Source organism: Pseudomonas lundensis (genome assembly GCF_015377145.2).
Classification (GTDB): Bacteria; Pseudomonadota; Gammaproteobacteria; order Pseudomonadales; family Pseudomonadaceae; genus Aquipseudomonas; species Aquipseudomonas lundensis.
In genome coordinates, this window is record NZ_CP062158.2 from 2,965,113 (window position 1) to 2,981,794 (window position 16,682).

The following is a 16,682-nucleotide window of genomic DNA, read 5'->3' on the forward strand; positions in this document are numbered from 1 at the left end:
ACCTGCAGAAAAGGCCCATGACGCTTCTTACTCATTTTGATACACCGGTCAGCGAACCCATCAGCAGCCAGATTTTGCAACGGGTGGTGGACCAGCTCACCGAGCTGAGCATGATGGAAATCACGCCCAGCAACCTGCTCTACAACATCTATCAGTACGCCATCGGCTTCGAAGTGCATTTGTATCTGGAGGCGCTGGACGGCACCAAAGGAATTGCCGTTGAACTGATCGTCGCCACGGACGAGCAGGCGCCGGACAGCGTGACCGGGTTTGTCCTGTATCTGCCCGTAAAGGACGACCCTCAGGCCTGCGGTATCGCCTACATGGCCGCCAATACCCCGGACGTCACCCGGGCGATGGTGCAGGAAGTCATCCGCCGCTACCCCCACACCGAACTCACCTGCAGCGTGCGCAACGTGGCGCCATTTGAAGCACTGGGCTTTCAGGTCATAGGCGCTCGCGGACCGCAGGTGGTGATGAACACCCGCGACCACGGCACCGACGGGCTGATGGCCGTGCTGGATGTGTCGGCGGTCTACAGCTCCACCGAAGTGCGGCAGATCCACACCTACCTGCTCAACCGTCACGGCAAAAAAGCCATGATCGACGCCGAAAAAAAGCGTGACCGTCAAATCGACCAGCTCACCGCCAAGGCACGCGCCTTCGTGGCCGAACGCACGCGCTGACAGGCCGTTGCCAAACGGGGGGTGAAATAACGCATCATGTGCGCAGTCCGTTCAGAGGAAACCTGCATGCGCGTTCCCGTCACCTTCACCCGTCTGGCCGCTTTCACCTGCGCCTGGCTCGTGGCTTGCTCGGCCGTGGCCAGCGAAGAGTCGCAACTCGTCGAGTCGATCAATACCTATCGCAGCCAGCCTCACAAGTGCGCGGGGCAGGTCTCCCAGGAACTGCCGCCACTGACCGCTGATGCGCGCCTGATCTTGCCTTCCGGCAACTTTGGCGACCTGCAGCAAGCGCTGGCCAGCAATGCGTATCCGCTGGTCAATGTGCAGGCCATTAGCCTGTCAGGCCCGCGTGATGCACAGGCCGCGATGCAAGCCGTTCAAGAGAGCTTCTGCAAGGTGGTTCTCGACCCGCAATTCGTGGACATCGGTGTCAGCCGCAACCAGCGTGAGTGGCGCATCGTGCTGGCACGGCCCTTGTTGACCGGTCGCCTGGGAGATTGGCAAACCGAGGGCCAGAAGGTACTGGCGCTGATCAATACCGCCCGCGCCCAACCGCGCCAATGCGGCACGCAGGCGTTTGCCGCAGCCGCCCCGTTGACCTGGGACGCCACACTGGCCATCGCCGCTGAAAGCCACACACGTGACATGGCCAATACCAATTATTTTGATCACATGAACCGCGATGGCAAAACGCCTGGGGACCGTGCAGAACTGGCGGGCTATAGCGCGCAATGGATCGGGGAAACGATTGCCGCCGGGCAAGACACGCCGAACAAGGTGGTTGATGGCTGGCTGGCCAGCCCCGGGCATTGCGCGAACGTGATGAATCCGCAGTTTCAGGCGCTGGGCGCGGCCTATGCGGTCGATCCGAAAAGTGATGCGGGGATTTACTGGACCGCCCTGTTCGGTACGCCGTGAATCGGCGTCCACTCATTCAGCGGGCGTAGTATCGAAGGGCGTCAAGCGTCACAACTGAAAGTGGCCCCGCCCAACAGTGTGGGTCGGGGCCGCTTATTTACAGGGCCATATCAGCGGCCGGGTTGCTTGGCGCTGGCTGTGCCGGCGCTTGAGCTGGAGCTTGCTGAGCAGCCGAGGCTGCCGGGATTGCCGGTGGAGGCGTCAGTTGCAGGGTTTCAGCCGTGTAGGCCCATTCCTGCGCAACGCGCTCTGGCGAACCGTTCAGCTTGGTGCCATAGCTCGGTACGATCTGGTGCAGCTTGGCTTGCCACTCAGGCGAGGCCACCTTGTCCTTGAACACGGTTTCGAGCACGGTCAGCATGATCGGTGCCGCAGTGGAGGCACCCGGCGAAGCGCCGAGCAGGCCTGCAATGCTGCCATCTTTGGCGCTGACGATTTCGGTGCCCAGTTTCAGCACGCCGCCCTTCTCTTCGTCACGCTTGATGATCTGCACGCGCTGGCCGGCCTGCCACAGACGCCAGTCTTCAGACTTGGCATTCGGGAAGTACTCTTTCAACGCGTTGAAACGGTCTTCGTCCGACAGCATCAACTGACCGGCCAGGTATTCAACCAAGGGGTATTGTTCGATACCGACTTTGGTCATTGGCCAGAAGTTATGGGTGGTGGTGCTGGTCAACAGGTCGAAGTAAGAACCTTCTTTCAGGAACTTGGTCGAGAACGTCGCGAATGGGCCAAACAGGATCACACGCTTGCCGTCCAGCACGCGGGTGTCCAGGTGAGGCACCGACATCGGTGGCGCGCCAACCGACGCTTTGCCGTAGGCCTTGGCCAAGTGTTGCTCGGCCACCGTCGGGTTCTCGGTCACCAGGAACGAGCCGCCTACCGGGAAGCCTGCGTATTCCTGAGCTTCAGGAATGCCGGACTTCTGCAGCAAGTGCAGCGCACCGCCGCCCGCGCCAATGAACACGAACTTGGCATCGGTCTGGGACTCGGTGCCGTCCTTCAGGTTTTTGTACACCACGCGCCAGCTGCCATCTTCATTGCGCTTGATGTCTTTGACTTCGCTCGACAGGCTCAGCGAGAAGTTAGGCTGGGCTTGCAGGTGAGCGGCGAACTGACGAGTGATTTCGCCGAAGTTCACGTCCGTACCGATCGGCGACCAGGTGGCGGCGATCTTCTGGTTCGGGTCACGCCCTTCCATCATCAGCGGGACCCATTTTTTGATCTGGTCCGGGTCTTCGGAGTACTGCATGCCAGCGAACAGCGGGCTCGCCTGCAGTGCGTCGTAGCGTTTTTTCAGGAACTTGATGTTGTCATCGCCCCACACAAAGCTCATGTGCGGCGTGGAGTTGATGAACGAACGCGGGTTCTTCAGCACGCCATTCTTGACCTGCCAGGACCAGAACTGACGGGAAATCTGGAACGCTTCATTGATTTCAATGGCTTTCGGGATTTCGACGTTGCCGTTCTTGTCTTCCGGGGTGTAGTTCAGTTCGGCCAGTGCCGAGTGACCCGTACCTGCGTTGTTCCAGCCATTGGAGCTTTCCAGCGCCACACCGTCCAGACGCTCGATCATCTGCATCGAGGTGTTCGGTTCCAGCTCATTGAGCCACACGCCCAATGTGGTGCTCATGATGCCGCCGCCAATCAGCAAGACATCAACGTGTTTGGTCTCGGCTGCCTGCACGGAGGTCAACCCCATGCTCAGCGCGAGGCCCAGTAGCCCCTTGTTCATTTTTTTTAACATGTTGTAGTACCTAAGATAAAACATCATCTACCCGGCACGCGGTTCATGAGCAATACCGGCTCACCACAGGCTGATCGCCTGCAATCGAGCCCTCAGGCCTTGAACGGATAGATGGATAAAGGCCTATGCACAACTATAGACCTCACGTTTATGTACCTTGGGTGCTGATCTCTTATTAATTATTGGCTTCAGCGACTTGGGTGACATTGATGATAAGTGTCAGCTATTGATGGCCACGGCTTGAACGAATTGCCTCCGCCCAGCTCCTTCGCAACCACCAACCGTTTCGCTATTCCCTTGCATCCGACCGCCTCGCGGTTCCTTCCGGGGAACTGCGTGAACATGAGTATTCCGGGTGGCCAGCCTCAAAACCGCGACATTCTACCTCAGGTGGCCCTTTGGGCGAAAACGCATCTTTTGCGGTTTTTTCAGGCAGCTGAATCGTTTGCGACAAGGGGTTGCCCACGATTTGCCGCCCCGCTCGCACACACGGGCGCAATCAACGGCCCGGCCGCGCAAGGCTTGGCGTATGATGGCCGGCTTTTGCGCACTGCCAGCCCACAGGAAGATTCATGTCACTGAACAAACGCAATCAGGCCCAAATCGAACGCCGCCTGGTGAAAGCCCTGACCGAGGCTTGCGAAATCGCCAAACATCAAATCGACGGGTTTGTCTGGCTGACTCACGCGGTCGACTACGACGCATTTCCTGCCAGTCTCAAAGTGGTTTGGGTGTTCGATACGCAAAACAACAAGGACTTTGCCTTGGCCGATGGCGAAGCCGGTTACATGGTCGAGCTGACCGAAAAGGCGTTCGACAAAGCCAATGTCAACCTGCGTAACGTGGCCACCCATGTGTACTTCGATTCCGAGGAAGAATGCCAGCGCACCGACGCCGGGCACTGGCCGCAACGTCTTGCGCGCAAGGGCGCAGGTCGCAAGTAAAACGTGGCCAAAGACATCGAAAACCCGTGCGTGGCCACCTGCAAGCTCAGCGGGGATTTATGCGTGAGTTGCGGGCGCAGCAAAGAAGACATCAGAACGTGGCGGCGCATGAAGCGCCCGGAGAAAATGGCCGCCGTGCAACGCGCCAGTGCCCGCCTGAAAAACCTGCAAAAAAAGAAAGGCTAAGCCGCCTCTGGCCACGGTCACGCGCCAGAGGCTGGGCCGTTCACCGGCTCAGATTAACGCTGGCGCAGCGCATTGACGTCCCCCTTGCCCGCCGTTTCGCGCAAATATTCTTCCATCGAGTCATCCAGCGCCTGCAACCAGCGCGTGTGATGCGGCACCGCTAACGTGCCGGTCATGACCGAACGGTAGGATTTGTCGCGATAGCCCATGATGTCGCGCTTCTTGTCAGTTTTCCATTTGAGGAAGATCTGATTGACCGCGTCGATATCAAAGGACGGGTAATCCGTGTGTTCGATCAGGTGCTTGATGTAACGACCCTGGAACTCGTACATCGAAGCGGTGGACTGCAACCCCTCTTCCTGCTCGCGCCACGCGGCACTGTCGGCCTGCATCTCGGACTGTTCAGGCAGTTTGATGCGACCCAGGATGTAATCGCGCACAAACCAGGCCTGGGCATCAAACAGGTTGAAGCTGTACCACAGGTCTTGCATACCGAGGTAAATCAACTGCGGGTTGTGCTCCCAGATCACGCCTTTGTACAACCCCAGCGGCCACAGGCGATTACCGGTTTTGAGGGCCAGCTCATCCGGCAGAAACGCAAAGTGATGCTGATAGCCGGTGCACAGGATGATGGCGTCCACCCGCTTGCTCGACCCATCGGCAAAATACGCGATGTCACCCTCAACCCTGTTCAGCAGCGGACGCTCTTCCCACCCCTTGGGCCATGTGTACCCCATTGGCTGTGTGCGGTAGGTGCTGGTAATTGAGCGCGCGCCGTATTTGTAACATTGGGAGCCGATGTCTTCGGCCGAATAGCTGCTACCCACGATCAGCAGATCCTTGCCCTGAAATTCCGTCGCTTCGCGAAAGTCATGGGCATGCAAAATGCGCCCGGAAAAACGCTCGAACCCGGCAAACGCAGGCACCTGCGGCGTGGAGAAATGCCCGCTGGCCACGATCACGAAATCAAATGTATCGGTCGTGCTTCGCCCGTTGGCGTAGTCGTAGGCGGTCAGAGTGAATTGCCGCGATACGGGGTCAAACGTGACCTGTTTGACCGCCGTATTGAAACGAATGTAATCGCGCACCCCGGCCTTTTTGACCCGGCCCTGAATGTAATCCCACAGCACTTCACGAGGCGGATACGAAGAAATGGGGCGACCGAAGTGCTCATCGAAACTGTAGTCCGCGAACTCCAGGCACTCCTTGGGGCCATTGGACCAAAGGTAACGGTACATGCTGCCGTGCACCGGTTCGCCGTGCTCGTCCAGGCCGGTGCGCCAGGTGTAGTTCCACATGCCGCCCCAGTCGGCCTGCTTTTCGAAACACACCACATCCGGCATGGCCGCCCCCTTTGCATGGGCTGACTGAAAGGCACGCAGTTGCGCCAGACCCGACGGGCCTGCGCCAATAATTGCAACACGAGTAGACATCGAATTCCCTCAACAGATTGAACGCTGAATCAGTGAAAAACCCTCGCGCAAACACGCTCCAAGCGCGTGGCGAGACGGCGGCGATCAGGCATCAAACGGAAGGGGGAGGCACTGCGCGGCTGCGCGGGCGAGTGACTAAAGCGTCTCGCAGCGACGTGGGGGGCAAATGAAAACGCGTCGCCAGGGTCTGGCAGAACGTGGCCACTAAAACAGGCAGGGTGTGCAGCTGGATCGGCCTGGTTCCGTCACTGCGTTGCGCAGGCGGAAGGCCGAAAGGGTCAAAGATACGTGTGGTCTCATGCATGGGGGCTTATTAGCCTCTTTTGGTTATGAATGCCTTTTTAGCTATAACGGATGGAGATAGGGATTACAAGTTTGAAGGGTATTTCAGACACTCTGCCGAGCAGAAAAACAGACCTCAACGCTTGTGGGTGATTTTTTCTAAAATCTGCGAAATCTGCTCGACTGAGTAAGGTTTAGGCAGGAACTCGAAGCCATCGTAACCGTCAAACGCCAGTTCTTCGCTGTAGCCAGAGGCCAGAATGATCGGCAAATCGGGGCGGCGCCTGCGCATCTCCCTAGCCATTACTACACCCGTCATGCCCGGCATGACCACATCCGAAAAAACCGCATCAAACGCCATGGCCTGCGGCCCGATCATGTGCAGGGCCTCTTCGGCATGGGTGGCCCAGGCCGTCTCATAACCCAGGTCCTGCATGATCTGCTGGGCAAATCGACCGACCTCAAGGTTATCTTCCACAAGCAACACGCGCGGCTTATCGGCTTCAGGGTCGAGGCAGGCAGGCGCGCACACGCCGGATGCATCGTCCGTCAGCGCCTGCGCGCTGGCTCGCGGCAGGTACAGGGTGAAGACCGAGCCCTGACCGAGGACACTGGCCACGTCCACATTACCGCCGGACTGCTTGGCAAACCCGAACACTTGCGACAGCCCCAGCCCCGTGCCTTTACCTACTTCCTTGGTGGTGAAAAAGGGCTCGAAAATCTGCGTCAGCATGCGCGAGGAAATCCCGATGCCGGTGTCGGTCAGCGAAATGGCCACGAAGGGCTCGTCGCAGCCTGCATGCCCCCGGATCGCGGGCAAGGTGGTGGTGTCATTGAGCCGCAACAGGAGCGTGCCCTGCCCCTCCATGGCATCCCGTGCGTTAAGCGCCATATTGATTAACGCCGTCTCGAACTGGCTGGCATCGGCGCGCACATAGCAGGTCTCGGGCGGCAATTGGACCACGACGTTGATTCTGGCCCCGGTGATGGTCTCCAGCATGTCACCGATGTCACGGATGCGTTGGCCGATCTCGAACACCTGCGGGTTGAGCGGCTGGCGCCGGGCAAACGCCAGCAACTGTCCGGTCAATTTGCTCGCCCGCTCAACCGTATCCGAGACGGCATTGACATAGCGCTCACGGCGCACATCCGACAGGTTCGGCATGCGCAGAAAATCCACCGACGAACGAATGATGGTCAGCAGATTGTTGAAATCGTGGGCCACACCGCCGGTGAGCTGACCGATGGCTTCGAGCTTTTGCGACTGATGCAGCGCCGCCTCGATGTGCAGCAAGCGGGCGCTGCGCTCCTGGACGCGTTCTTCGAGGGTGGTGTTGAGCTGTGCCAGCTCAGCCAGGCCTGCACGCACCGCCGCATCAGCCCGCGCGCGCTCAATGTGCGCCCACGAACGCTCCGTGACTTCACGCAGCAAGGCCACGTCCTGGGGCGACCACAGTCGCGGCGAGGTGTCGTGTATGGCCATCAGCGCAGTCAGGCGTCCGCCCTTGATCAACGGCAGGCAGAGGGTGGCCTTGACGCCCAGCGCGGTGAAACTGGCGGCAGCGTGTGCCGGCAGTTCTGCCTGCGCATCGTTGATCACCAGCGGCTTGCCCGCTTTCAAACGAGACACCGCGTGCTGGCCGAATTCACTCAGGCTGTATTGGCCCACCAGGCGGGTCGCGCCGTCTGCCAGCCAGTTATCGCGAATGAAAAACGTGTCCTCGTCCGCTTCCATATCCGCGTAGGCACAGTGGGTCACGCGCAAAGCATCTGCGAGTGTGCTCATGGTGATGGCGAGAATTTCCTGCGGGTCATGGGCATTGACCACGGCATGGCTGATCGCGTCGAGTACCGACAGACGCTGGGTCATGTACACCGTCGTTGTGGTCTCGGTCACGGTGTCGAGCATGCCGACCACCTTGCCGGCCGAATCGCGTATCGGGCTGTAGCAGAAGGTGAAATAGGCCAGCTCAGGGCGCTGGCTGCGATGAATCACGACAGGGAAATTTTCGATATACGTCGCTTTACCGGCAAAAGCCAGGTCGGCAATGGGACTGATATCAGGCCAGGCTTCTTTCCAAATATCACTGAACGCCCGCCCGAGCGCTTCTGGCTTGCTGCCCAAAATGGGCACGAACCCGTCGTTGTACAGGGTAATCAGGCATGCGCCCCACACGATGCACTGCGGAAAATGCGAATCCAGCATCAAGGCTACGCTGGTTTTCAACACATCCGGCCACTCGGTCAACGGCCCGAGCGGCGTACTGGCCCAATCATGCGTTCTGATTCGCTCAGCCATCGCGCCATCGTGTTGAAGCCAGTCAGTCATTACGCCGTTACTCTGATTACTGCCATTGATCGGTGAAACGCCGCCGATGATAAGCCAGCCGCACAATTTGTGCCTGACTTGACGCCGGATAACCGTGCAACCTTTGTCATACTTTGAGACAACCGCATGACCATACAGGTTCTACTCATGCAGCTCGCGGGCTAACATGCCGCGCTACGACTAATGGCCATCCGCCGTTAGCGACCTGAATCAACAGTCATGACAGAGGGATTGAACGGTGAAAATTGTACTTGCGTTGTTATTGAGTGCGGCAACCCTGCTGGCTCAGGCAGCCAATGTGGGCGATACATTGACGCCGTGGACGCTTAATGACCAGTTCGACCAGCCTTATACCCTCGACCAGAACACCCGGATCCTGTTGGTCGCGCGCGACATGAAGGCCGCTCAAATGGTCAAGGCGGCGATTGAAGACCAGCCAAAAGGTTACCTGGAAGCCCGCCATGCGGTGTTTCTTGCCGATGTCCACGGGATGCCCTCGCTGATCGGCAAGCTGTTCGCCATTCCCTCCATGAAGGGATACAACTACCGCGTCGTGCTGGACCGTGACGGCAAAATTGCCGACCAATACCCCGGCGCCAAAGAGCAAATCCTGTTGTTGCAGCTGGACAACGGAAAACTGGTGTCACAGCAGGCCTTTACCACCGCCACGGCATTGCGCGAAGCGCTGGATAACGCACCGACCCGCTGATTGACAGCCCCCCCGACTCGCACAGACGCCGCCCAGCCGGTAAAGGCAACGCGGCGCCTTTGTGCGTATTGAGCTTTGCTTCAATTCAAAGCCCCCGTCCGTTCCACGTAAAGATCTCGACACTTTCAACACTCGGACAGCACCGAGGGTCATCCGGGCCACGGGGTAAGGTGTTCACGGCAGGTGGCGCGCTACCCAACCACCCCGGCCCGCAAAAAGCCCAGTACGTGACGGGTGAACAGCGCAGCGTCCTCAACGTTTGACAGATGGGCCGCGTGCAGCACCTCGCACGCGGCACCGCGTATACGCTCAGCCATAAACCGCCCGTCCTCCACAGTGGTGACGGCATCCTGCGAACCGCACACGATCAACACCGGCACCTCAATACGACCCACGTGCTCGCGGAAGTCGGCATCGCGCACGGCAGCACAGTTGGCGGCATAACCCTGGGGCGAGGTGTGGGCCAGCATGTCGACAATGCGCTCAACCCGATCGGGGTGGGCCAAGGCGAATTCAGGGGTAAACCAGCGGGCCACCGAACCGTCACGCAGCCCGCGCATGGCCGCCGCGCCTTCACGCACAACGGTTTCGATACGCGGATTCCACCCATCGGGGCTGCCGATCTTCGCGGCGGTATTGCACAGCACCACGCGGTGCAAACGCTGCGGTGCATGGATCGCCAGCCACTGGCCAATCAAGCCCCCCATGCTGAGGCCGCAAAAAAATGCCCGCTCAATCTGCAGCGCGTCCAGCAATGCCACCACATCATGGCCATTCTGCTCGATGCTGTAAGGGCCCTGCGTCACCCGCGATTGACCGTGCCCACGGGTGTCGTAGCGCAACACCCTGAAATGCCCGGTGAACGCTGCCATTTGCGCCTCCCACATGTGCAGGTCAGTGCCCAACGAGTTGGACAACACCAACACCGGGGCGTCTTGCGGACCTTCAAGGCGGTAATTGAGTGGGCCGTTGACCCGGTTTGCTTCAGACATACAGCACTCCAGAAGGGAGGAATTTTCGACGACGACTGCCGTTCCAGGGACTCGAACCGGCAGCTCACACGCGTTCTACGGCCAACGCCAGCCCTTGGCCGACCCCCACACACATCGTTGCCAGCCCATATTTGCCGCCGTATTTATGCAGATGGTGCACCGCCGTCAGCACCAAACGATTCCCGCTCATGCCCAGCGGGTGACCGAGGGCAATCGCGCCACCGTTCGGGTTGACCCGCGCATCGTCGTCAGCCAACCCCCAGGCACGGGTCACGGCCAGGCTTTGAGCTGCAAACGCTTCATTGAGCTCAATCACGTCGAAGTCGTGAATGCCCAATCCAAGACGCGTCAATAAGGTGCGCACCGCAGGTAATGGCCCGACGCCCATGATGCGCGGCAGCACCCCACCACTGGCCATGCCCAGCACTTTGGCACGTGGCGTCAACCCATACTTGGCCACCGCGTCGGCCGACGCCAGCACCATGGCGCAGGCACCATCGTTTAGGCCCGACGCATTGCCCGCCGTGACCGTTTGCCCCGGGCCGTTGACCGGCTTGAGCGTTTCCAGTGCAGTAAGGGTTGACCCGGCGCGCGGGTGCTCATCGGCTTCAATAACCGTCTCGCCGTGTTTGCCCGGGATGACCACCGGCACGATTTCTTCGGCAAAATAGCCCGCCGCGCTGGCCTGGGCGGCACGTTGCTGGCTGCGCAGGGCGAAGGCGTCCTGGTCGGCGCGGCTGATAGCGTATGCGTGGGCCACGTTATCGCCCGTGACCGGCATGCTGTCCACGCCATACTCGGCCCGCAGGGCCGGATTGACGAAGCGCCAGCCCAACGTGGTGTCTTCGAGTCGTTGTGTACGCCCAAAGGCGCTGTCGGCCTTGCCCATCACATAGGGGGCACGGGTCATGGACTCGACCCCGGCCGCGATGGCCAGCGTCATTTCACCACTGGCAATGGCGCGGAACGCAGCCCCCACCGCTTCCATGCCCGAGGCACACAACCGATTGAGGGTGACGCCCGGCACGCTGGCAGGCAGGCCGGCGAGCAGCAGCGCCATGCGCGCCACGTTGCGGTTATCTTCACCCGACTGGTTCGCACAGCCCATGAACACTTCGTCCACCGCCGACCAATCCACCTGCGGGTTGCGCTGCATCAAGGCGCGTAACGGGATGGCCGCCAGGTCATCCGCCCGCACCGGGGCCAGCCCACCATTCAAGCGACCAATCGGCGTGCGAATGGCGTCACAAATGAACACCTCGCGGCTCATTCCTCACCGCCCTGCTGCCCGTGGGCAGCGGCAGTGCGGGCTTCAAGGTCACGCAGTGCGGCCAGTTCTTCAACCGTGGGCGCCCGCGTGGTGGCCACCTCGGTGGCAAAGCGCACCGGCCAACCGGTGCTGTCAATCACCTGTTCGCGGGTCACGCCCGGGTGCAGCGACGTGACGATAAATTCGTGGCTGCCCGCTTCCGGCTCCATGATGCACAGGTCGGTGATGATCGCCACCGGCCCCTGGCCCGGCAACCCGAGTCGCGTGCGGTGATCCCCCCCTTCGCCATGCCCCACGGAGGTGATGAACGCAAGCTTCTCGACGAAGGTGCGGTGCCCCTGTTTGAGCATGATCAACACCTTTTTGGCGCTGCCCGCGATTTCCGGCGCGCCCCCGGCCCCAGGCAAACGCACGCGGGGCTGGTGATAGTCGCCAATAACCGTGGTGTTGATATTGCCGAACTTGTCGACTTGAGCGGCACCGAGAAACCCCACATCGATGCGCCCGCCTTGCAGCCAGTAACGGAAGATCTCACCGGTGGGCACGACCGTGTCAGCGGTTTCGGCCAGCTCGCCGTCCCCGATGGACAGCGGCAGCACGGTGGGTTTCGCGCCGATCGGGCCGGATTCGTAAATCAGCACGACCTCGGGGGCGTGGGTCAAACGTGCCAGATTGGCCGCCTTCGAAGGCAAGCCAATGCCGACAAAACACACACTGCCATTACCCAGATGACGGGCCGCCGCAACGGTCATCATTTCGTTGGTATTGAAGTCATTCATCACTTGGCCCCTGCGGTTACTTTCGCCTGAAACTGTTCAAAATTTTCAGTGCCACGGATGTATTCATTGATCCAGGCAGTAAACGTCTCACGGTCGCGGGCGATAGCGTCCCATGCCTGATAGAAGCGATTGTCACGCTCGTAATACCCGTGGGCGTAAGACGGGTGAGCGCCTCCTGGCACCACGCAGACCGCACTCAGCGCCCAGCCTGGCAAGACACAGGCATTCATTGGCGCGTGCAGGTCCTCCACGATTTCTTCAACCGTCACAATGCAACGCCTGGCCGCCAGGGCCGCTTCTTTTTGGACACCGAGGATGCCTTGAATCAGTACGTTGCCTTTGCGGTCGGCTTTCTGGGCGTGGATCACGCTCACCTGCGGACGCACGCTCGGAACGGTGGCCAATTGCTCGCCGGTGTAGGGGCACTGGATAAATTTGATGTCGGGATTGACCTTCACCAAATCCGACCCCTGATAACCACGCAGCACCGCAAACGGCAGGTTTGACGCACCTGCTACATACGCATTGGCCATGGCCGCGTGGCTGTGCTCGCTGATTTCCAGTGGCTGCGGCCAGCCTTTTTCAACGGCATCACGCAGCCGATGCAGAGAGCCGACGCCAGGGTTTCCGCCCCATGAAAAAATCAGTTTTTTGGCGCAACCGGCGCCAATCAGCAAGTCGTAGACCAGATCAGGCGTCATGCGAATCAACGTCAGGTTTTTCTTGCCTTGACGGATGATCTCGTGAGAGGCGGCAGTCGGAATCAGGTGGGTAAACCCTTCAAGCGCAAGGGTGTCGCCATCATTCACAAAGCGCTCGACGGCTTCGCGCAGGGAAAGAATCTCAGCCATGGTGATCTCGATGGTGTCCAGGACGCAGCAAGGCGTCAGGTGGATAAAAAGTACGCTCGGGGCGCCTGCCATCCAGGCGATAAACGACTACGGGTTCGATAATCGGACACACAAACCTGATCAGGCAGCGCACCGGGCCCGTACGTTAATCACGCTGGTCATGGCGCCTCGCAGCAGGCGCAGTGGGCAACTTCGGGGGCTGCCCACTGGCCGGATCAGGCCTGTTGCAAGGCGCGAGGGCGCTGGCTGCGCTGCTCGGCGTCAACGTGCGGTGCCTGTAGCAACTGAAAATCGAATGTCAATTCAGCGAAGCGCGCACCCTGCACGCCTCGCTCACGGGCCGCGGTCGGGTTTTCGACGAAGGTAATGTCCCCCACCAGCCCCTCTCGGGTGGCATAGGCGAAGTCATCCCAGAGGTAGGCTTCACCCGACAAATTGATCTGTGTGGTCAAGTGCCGATGACCCGGCGCCGAGATGAAGAAATGAATATGCGCCGGGCGCTGACCGTGGCGACCCAGCATGTTCAGGCACTCTTGAGTCGGGCCGTCGGGTGCACAGCCGTACCCGCTGGGCACGATGCTGCGGGCGCGGTAACGGCCTTCGGCGTCGGTGACGATGCGTCGACGCAAGTTGTACGGCGTCTGACTCTTGTCGAAGTAAGAGTAGTTACCCTGGGTATTGGCATGCCACAGGTCGACCACCGCCCCGGCCACCGCACGGCCTTGGTTGTCGCGCACCACGCCTTCCAGAAACATCACCGTGGCGTGATCCAGTTCACTGCCGTCGTCCATGCGCACTTCGCCCTCGCCCATGGGCGCACCCGCCACATACAACGGGCCTTCGATGGTGCGCGGTGTGCCACCGGTCAGGCCTGCTTCAGCGTCTTTGGCATCTTGCAAGACATCGAGAAAGTGCTCCAGGCCCAACCCCGGCACCAGCAGGCCCGCTTCATTGCGTCCGCCCAGACGGTTGAGGTAGTCCACGGCGAACCAGAACTCGTTGTCGGTGATGTCCAGGTCTTCAATGACCTTGGCCAGGTCGTTGATGATGCGCAACAGGATGGCTTTGACGCGCGGGTTGCCCTGGTCGTTGTTGAGACCCGCCGCTTCGTTGAACAAGCGCTGAATCTCGGCAGTGTGGCTGACGTTAACGGTCATGGGTGTTACCTCATTTTTTTGTTATGGGCGTAATCAACGGTCGTCTTCGCGGATCGAAGACGGGTGCCGACACAGCGGCGTCACCTCAATGTCCATGTAGGGAAACAGCGGTAGGCGCATCAAGGTGTCGTGCAGCGCCTGCACACTCTCTACGTCAAATACGCTGTAGTTGGCGTAGTGCCCGGCGATGCGCCACAAGTGACGCCACGTGCCTTCACGCATCAGGCGCCCGGCCAGTGCTTTCTCATCGGCCTTAAGGGTTGCGGCTTTGGCCGGGTCCATGTCCGCCGGCAGTTTTACGGTCATCTTTACGTGGAACAACATGTGCGGCTCCTCTGGGTCAGTGACGGGTAAAGAACGCCAGGCGCTCTTCATCGAGGCTCAGGCCAAGGCCCGGCGTGCGGGGAACGTGCAAGGCAAAATCGCGATAAACCGGCGGTTCGGTGACGATGTCTTCGGTGAGCAGCAAGGGGCCGAACAACTCCGTGCCCCAGCTCAGCTGCCGCAGGGTCAAAAAGGCGTGGGCCGAGGCCAGGGTGCCGATGGCCCCTTCGAGCATGGTGCCGCCGTACAGCGCAATGCCCGCCGCTTCGGCAATCGCCGCCGTGCGCAACACCGCACGCGGGCCGCCGTTTTTCGCGATTTTCAGGGCGAAGATGCTCGCCGCGCCGTCAGCAGCGAGGCTAAAGGCGTCTTCGACGCTTTCGATCGATTCGTCCGCCATGATCGGCGCCGGGCTGCGCTGGTTCAGGCGCACTTGCCCGGCGCGGTTGATGCGCGCAATGGGCTGTTCGATCAGGTCGATGCCGTTGTTGCCCAGCACTTGGCAAGCGCGAATGGCCCGGGATTCGTCCCACGACTGATTCACGTCCACCCGCACACTGGCGCGGTCGCCCAGCGCGTGCTTGATGGCGATCACGTGCTTGAGGTCCTGTTCCACCGGATTGGCGCCGATCTTGAGCTTGAAAATCCGGTGACGGCGCAGGTCGAGCATGTGCTGCGCTTCGGCGATATCGCGCCCTGTGTCGCCACTGGCCAAGGTCCAGGCCACCTCAAGGCTGTCGCGCACGCGCCCGCCCAGTAACTCACTCACCGCCAGCCCCATGCGCTTGCCCTGGGCATCGAGCAGCGCGCTTTCCAGCCCGGATTTGGCGAACGTGTTGCCTTTGACCACCTTGTCCAGGCGCAGCATCGCCGCGTTGATGTTGGCCGCGTCCTGGCCTACCAACAACGGGGCCAAATGACTGTCGATGTTCTGCTTGATGCTCTCCGGGCTTTCGTTGCCATAGGCCAGGCCACCGATGGTGGTCGACTCACCGATGCCTTCGATGGCATCGCTGCACTGCACGCGGATCACGACCAGCGTCTGCTGATGCAGGGTGTGCATGGCCAATGTGTGCGGGCGTATGGTGGGCAGGTCGACGATAACGGCCGACACACGTTCGATCAGGACTTGGCTCATTTCAGGGTTCTCTGTTGCGTGAGTTAAAGAGGGCCAGGCCCTGGCGGCGCCTGACACTGCTGACGGACCGGTACACACCCGTCTAGCCCTGATCGCCGCCGCCGACGGGCAAGGTCACGCCGGTGATGTACGCGGCGTCGTCGCTGGCCAGGAACAAAATCGCGCCCGCTTGCTCATCCATCGTGCCGTAGCGCTTCATTTGGCTGCTGCTGAGGGTTTGATCGACGATTTGCTGGTACCAGATTTTTTCCTGTTCGGTCTGCACGGTGGCGTTTCGCGGGATTCGCCGTGGCGGTGCCTCGGTTCCGCCCGGCGCGGTGGCGTTGACCCGAATCCCGCGCTCGGCCGTTTCAAACGCCAGGCATGCCGTGAGGGCGTTCACCCCGCCCTTGGCAGCGCCGTAGGGCACGCGATTGATGCTGCGGGTGGCAATGGAAGACACGTTGACGATGGCGCCTGCGCCCTGTTCAAGCATCTGCGGCAAGGCGGCATGGCAGCACCACAAGGTCGGGAACAACGAACGGCGCACTTCAGCCTCGATTTCAGAGGCCTGATAGTGCTCGAACGGTTTGGCCCAAATGGTGCCGCCGACGTTGTTGATCAGGATGTCCAGACGCCCGAAACGTTCGACTGCCGCCGCCATCACCCGCTGGCATTCAGCGAATTGTTCAAGGTCGGCGGTCAGGGTCAACACGTCAGTCTCTCGGGCCCCGGCATCACCCCGTTCATGCACCAGCGGCGAACGGTCGACCAGCACCAGTTGCGCGCCCTCTTGCCCCAGGCGCTCGGCCACACGCCGACCGATGCCTTGGGCGGCGCCCGTGACAACGGCAACCTTGTGTTGAAAACGCATATTCATGGTCCTGACCTCGGTAAAAGTCGGTGGGCGATCCGGCAAACGAACCGCACACCGCGTCGCGATTAAACAAGCCCGCTG

General features: G+C 60.5%; 16 protein-coding genes. 5 read left to right on the plus strand and 11 right to left on the minus strand.

Annotated features, from left to right (window positions below):
* The first annotated feature begins 17 nt into the window (after positions 1 to 17).
* Positions 18 to 686: a GNAT family N-acetyltransferase gene (locus IF654_RS13785; RefSeq protein ID WP_094987527.1), complete on the plus strand. Its 669-nt coding sequence runs from the start codon at positions 18 to 20 to the stop codon at positions 684 to 686.
* 66 nt (positions 687 to 752) lie between these two features.
* Positions 753 to 1,604, plus strand: a complete 852-nt coding sequence (locus IF654_RS13790) for a CAP domain-containing protein (RefSeq protein ID WP_083333502.1) — start codon at positions 753 to 755, stop codon at positions 1,602 to 1,604.
* A 97-nt stretch (positions 1,605 to 1,701) separates the two neighbouring features.
* Here IF654_RS13790 and mqo read toward each other — a convergent pair whose 3' ends face one another.
* Positions 1,702 to 3,351, minus strand: coding sequence for a malate dehydrogenase (quinone) (gene mqo, locus IF654_RS13795; protein WP_047275666.1), 1,650 nt, complete (start codon positions 3,349 to 3,351; stop codon positions 1,702 to 1,704).
* Between the two features lie 572 nt (positions 3,352 to 3,923).
* On the opposite strand from mqo, the gene IF654_RS13800 reads away from it, so the two are divergent.
* A complete protein-coding gene (locus IF654_RS13800; RefSeq protein WP_047282733.1) occupies positions 3,924 to 4,295 on the plus strand; it encodes a hypothetical protein in 372 nt (123 codons plus the stop codon).
* 3 nt (positions 4,296 to 4,298) lie between these two features.
* Positions 4,299 to 4,481 carry a DUF1289 domain-containing protein gene (locus IF654_RS13805; RefSeq protein WP_047275669.1) on the plus strand — a complete coding sequence of 61 codons (183 nt, stop codon included), beginning with the start codon at positions 4,299 to 4,301 and terminating at the stop codon, positions 4,479 to 4,481.
* Between the two features lie 53 nt (positions 4,482 to 4,534).
* On the opposite strand, the gene IF654_RS13810 is transcribed toward IF654_RS13805, so the two are convergent.
* Positions 4,535 to 5,914 (minus strand): NAD(P)-binding domain-containing protein, encoded by a 1,380-nt coding sequence (locus IF654_RS13810; protein WP_070412128.1) that lies wholly within the window; start codon positions 5,912 to 5,914, stop codon positions 4,535 to 4,537.
* Between the two features lie 418 nt (positions 5,915 to 6,332).
* A complete protein-coding gene (locus IF654_RS13815) occupies positions 6,333 to 8,525 on the minus strand; it encodes a GAF domain-containing protein (protein WP_194862310.1) in 2,193 nt (730 codons plus the stop codon).
* Between the two features lie 238 nt (positions 8,526 to 8,763).
* On the opposite strand from IF654_RS13815, the gene IF654_RS13820 reads away from it, so the two are divergent.
* On the plus strand, positions 8,764 to 9,234 hold the full coding sequence (locus IF654_RS13820) for a hypothetical protein (RefSeq protein WP_047275674.1): 471 nt from the start codon (positions 8,764 to 8,766) through the stop codon (positions 9,232 to 9,234).
* Positions 9,235 to 9,425: 191 nt separating this feature from the next.
* On the opposite strand, the gene pcaD is transcribed toward IF654_RS13820, so the two are convergent.
* The 8 genes from pcaD to IF654_RS13860 all read right to left on the minus strand — a co-directional run bounded on the left by pcaD (position 9,426) and on the right by IF654_RS13860 (position 16,604).
* Positions 9,426 to 10,226, minus strand: coding sequence for a 3-oxoadipate enol-lactonase (gene pcaD / locus IF654_RS13825; protein ID WP_047275677.1), 801 nt, complete (start codon positions 10,224 to 10,226; stop codon positions 9,426 to 9,428).
* Positions 10,227 to 10,290: 64 nt separating this feature from the next.
* Positions 10,291 to 11,496, minus strand: coding sequence for a 3-oxoadipyl-CoA thiolase (gene pcaF / locus IF654_RS13830; protein WP_194862309.1), 1,206 nt, complete (start codon positions 11,494 to 11,496; stop codon positions 10,291 to 10,293).
* The gene (locus IF654_RS13835) at positions 11,493 to 12,275 is read right to left on the minus strand and encodes a CoA-transferase subunit beta (protein WP_047275680.1); all 783 of its coding nucleotides are present in this window, start codon (positions 12,273 to 12,275) and stop codon (positions 11,493 to 11,495) included. Before IF654_RS13835 ends, pcaF begins: the two co-directional genes overlap by 4 nt.
* Positions 12,275 to 13,126, minus strand: coding sequence for a CoA transferase subunit A (locus IF654_RS13840; protein WP_094987554.1), 852 nt, complete (start codon positions 13,124 to 13,126; stop codon positions 12,275 to 12,277). The genes IF654_RS13835 and IF654_RS13840 overlap by 1 nt, the downstream gene beginning before the upstream one ends.
* 215 nt (positions 13,127 to 13,341) lie before the next feature.
* A complete protein-coding gene (gene catA, locus IF654_RS13845; RefSeq protein ID WP_047280822.1) occupies positions 13,342 to 14,283 on the minus strand; it encodes a catechol 1,2-dioxygenase in 942 nt (313 codons plus the stop codon).
* Between the two features lie 33 nt (positions 14,284 to 14,316).
* Positions 14,317 to 14,607 carry a muconolactone Delta-isomerase gene (gene catC, locus IF654_RS13850; protein ID WP_094987522.1) on the minus strand — a complete coding sequence of 97 codons (291 nt, stop codon included), beginning with the start codon at positions 14,605 to 14,607 and terminating at the stop codon, positions 14,317 to 14,319.
* Between the two features lie 16 nt (positions 14,608 to 14,623).
* The gene (locus IF654_RS13855) at positions 14,624 to 15,745 is read right to left on the minus strand and encodes a muconate cycloisomerase family protein (RefSeq protein ID WP_047276348.1); all 1,122 of its coding nucleotides are present in this window, start codon (positions 15,743 to 15,745) and stop codon (positions 14,624 to 14,626) included.
* Between the two features lie 82 nt (positions 15,746 to 15,827).
* Complete coding sequence (locus tag IF654_RS13860) at positions 15,828 to 16,604, minus strand: 1,6-dihydroxycyclohexa-2,4-diene-1-carboxylate dehydrogenase (protein WP_194862308.1); 777 nt, start codon at positions 16,602 to 16,604, stop codon at positions 15,828 to 15,830.
* Between the last annotated feature and the right edge of the window lie 78 nt (positions 16,605 to 16,682).

What these genes read in the sequence shown, in the direction of transcription:
- pcaD (WP_047275677.1), bottom strand. Translation starts at nt 10,226, where the DNA reads ATGTCTGAAGCAAACCGGGTCAACGGCCCACTCAATTACCGCCTTGAA.
- IF654_RS13810 (WP_070412128.1), bottom strand. Translation starts at nt 5,914, where the DNA reads ATGTCTACTCGTGTTGCAATTATTGGCGCAGGCCCGTCGGGTCTGGCG.
- IF654_RS13790 (WP_083333502.1), top strand. Translation starts at nt 753, where the DNA reads ATGCGCGTTCCCGTCACCTTCACCCGTCTGGCCGCTTTCACCTGCGCC.
- IF654_RS13800 (WP_047282733.1), top strand. Translation starts at nt 3,924, where the DNA reads ATGTCACTGAACAAACGCAATCAGGCCCAAATCGAACGCCGCCTGGTG.
- IF654_RS13855 (WP_047276348.1), bottom strand. Translation starts at nt 15,745, where the DNA reads ATGAGCCAAGTCCTGATCGAACGTGTGTCGGCCGTTATCGTCGACCTG.
- IF654_RS13860 (WP_194862308.1), bottom strand. Translation starts at nt 16,604, where the DNA reads ATGAATATGCGTTTTCAACACAAGGTTGCCGTTGTCACGGGCGCCGCC.
- catC (WP_094987522.1), bottom strand. Translation starts at nt 14,607, where the DNA reads ATGTTGTTCCACGTAAAGATGACCGTAAAACTGCCGGCGGACATGGAC.
- IF654_RS13815 (WP_194862310.1), bottom strand. Translation starts at nt 8,525, where the DNA reads ATGACTGACTGGCTTCAACACGATGGCGCGATGGCTGAGCGAATCAGA.
- IF654_RS13785 (WP_094987527.1), top strand. Translation starts at nt 18, where the DNA reads ATGACGCTTCTTACTCATTTTGATACACCGGTCAGCGAACCCATCAGC.
- pcaF (WP_194862309.1), bottom strand. Translation starts at nt 11,496, where the DNA reads ATGAGCCGCGAGGTGTTCATTTGTGACGCCATTCGCACGCCGATTGGT.
- IF654_RS13835 (WP_047275680.1), bottom strand. Translation starts at nt 12,275, where the DNA reads ATGAATGACTTCAATACCAACGAAATGATGACCGTTGCGGCGGCCCGT.
- catA (WP_047280822.1), bottom strand. Translation starts at nt 14,283, where the DNA reads ATGACCGTTAACGTCAGCCACACTGCCGAGATTCAGCGCTTGTTCAAC.
- IF654_RS13840 (WP_094987554.1), bottom strand. Translation starts at nt 13,126, where the DNA reads ATGGCTGAGATTCTTTCCCTGCGCGAAGCCGTCGAGCGCTTTGTGAAT.
- mqo (WP_047275666.1), bottom strand. Translation starts at nt 3,351, where the DNA reads ATGTTAAAAAAAATGAACAAGGGGCTACTGGGCCTCGCGCTGAGCATG.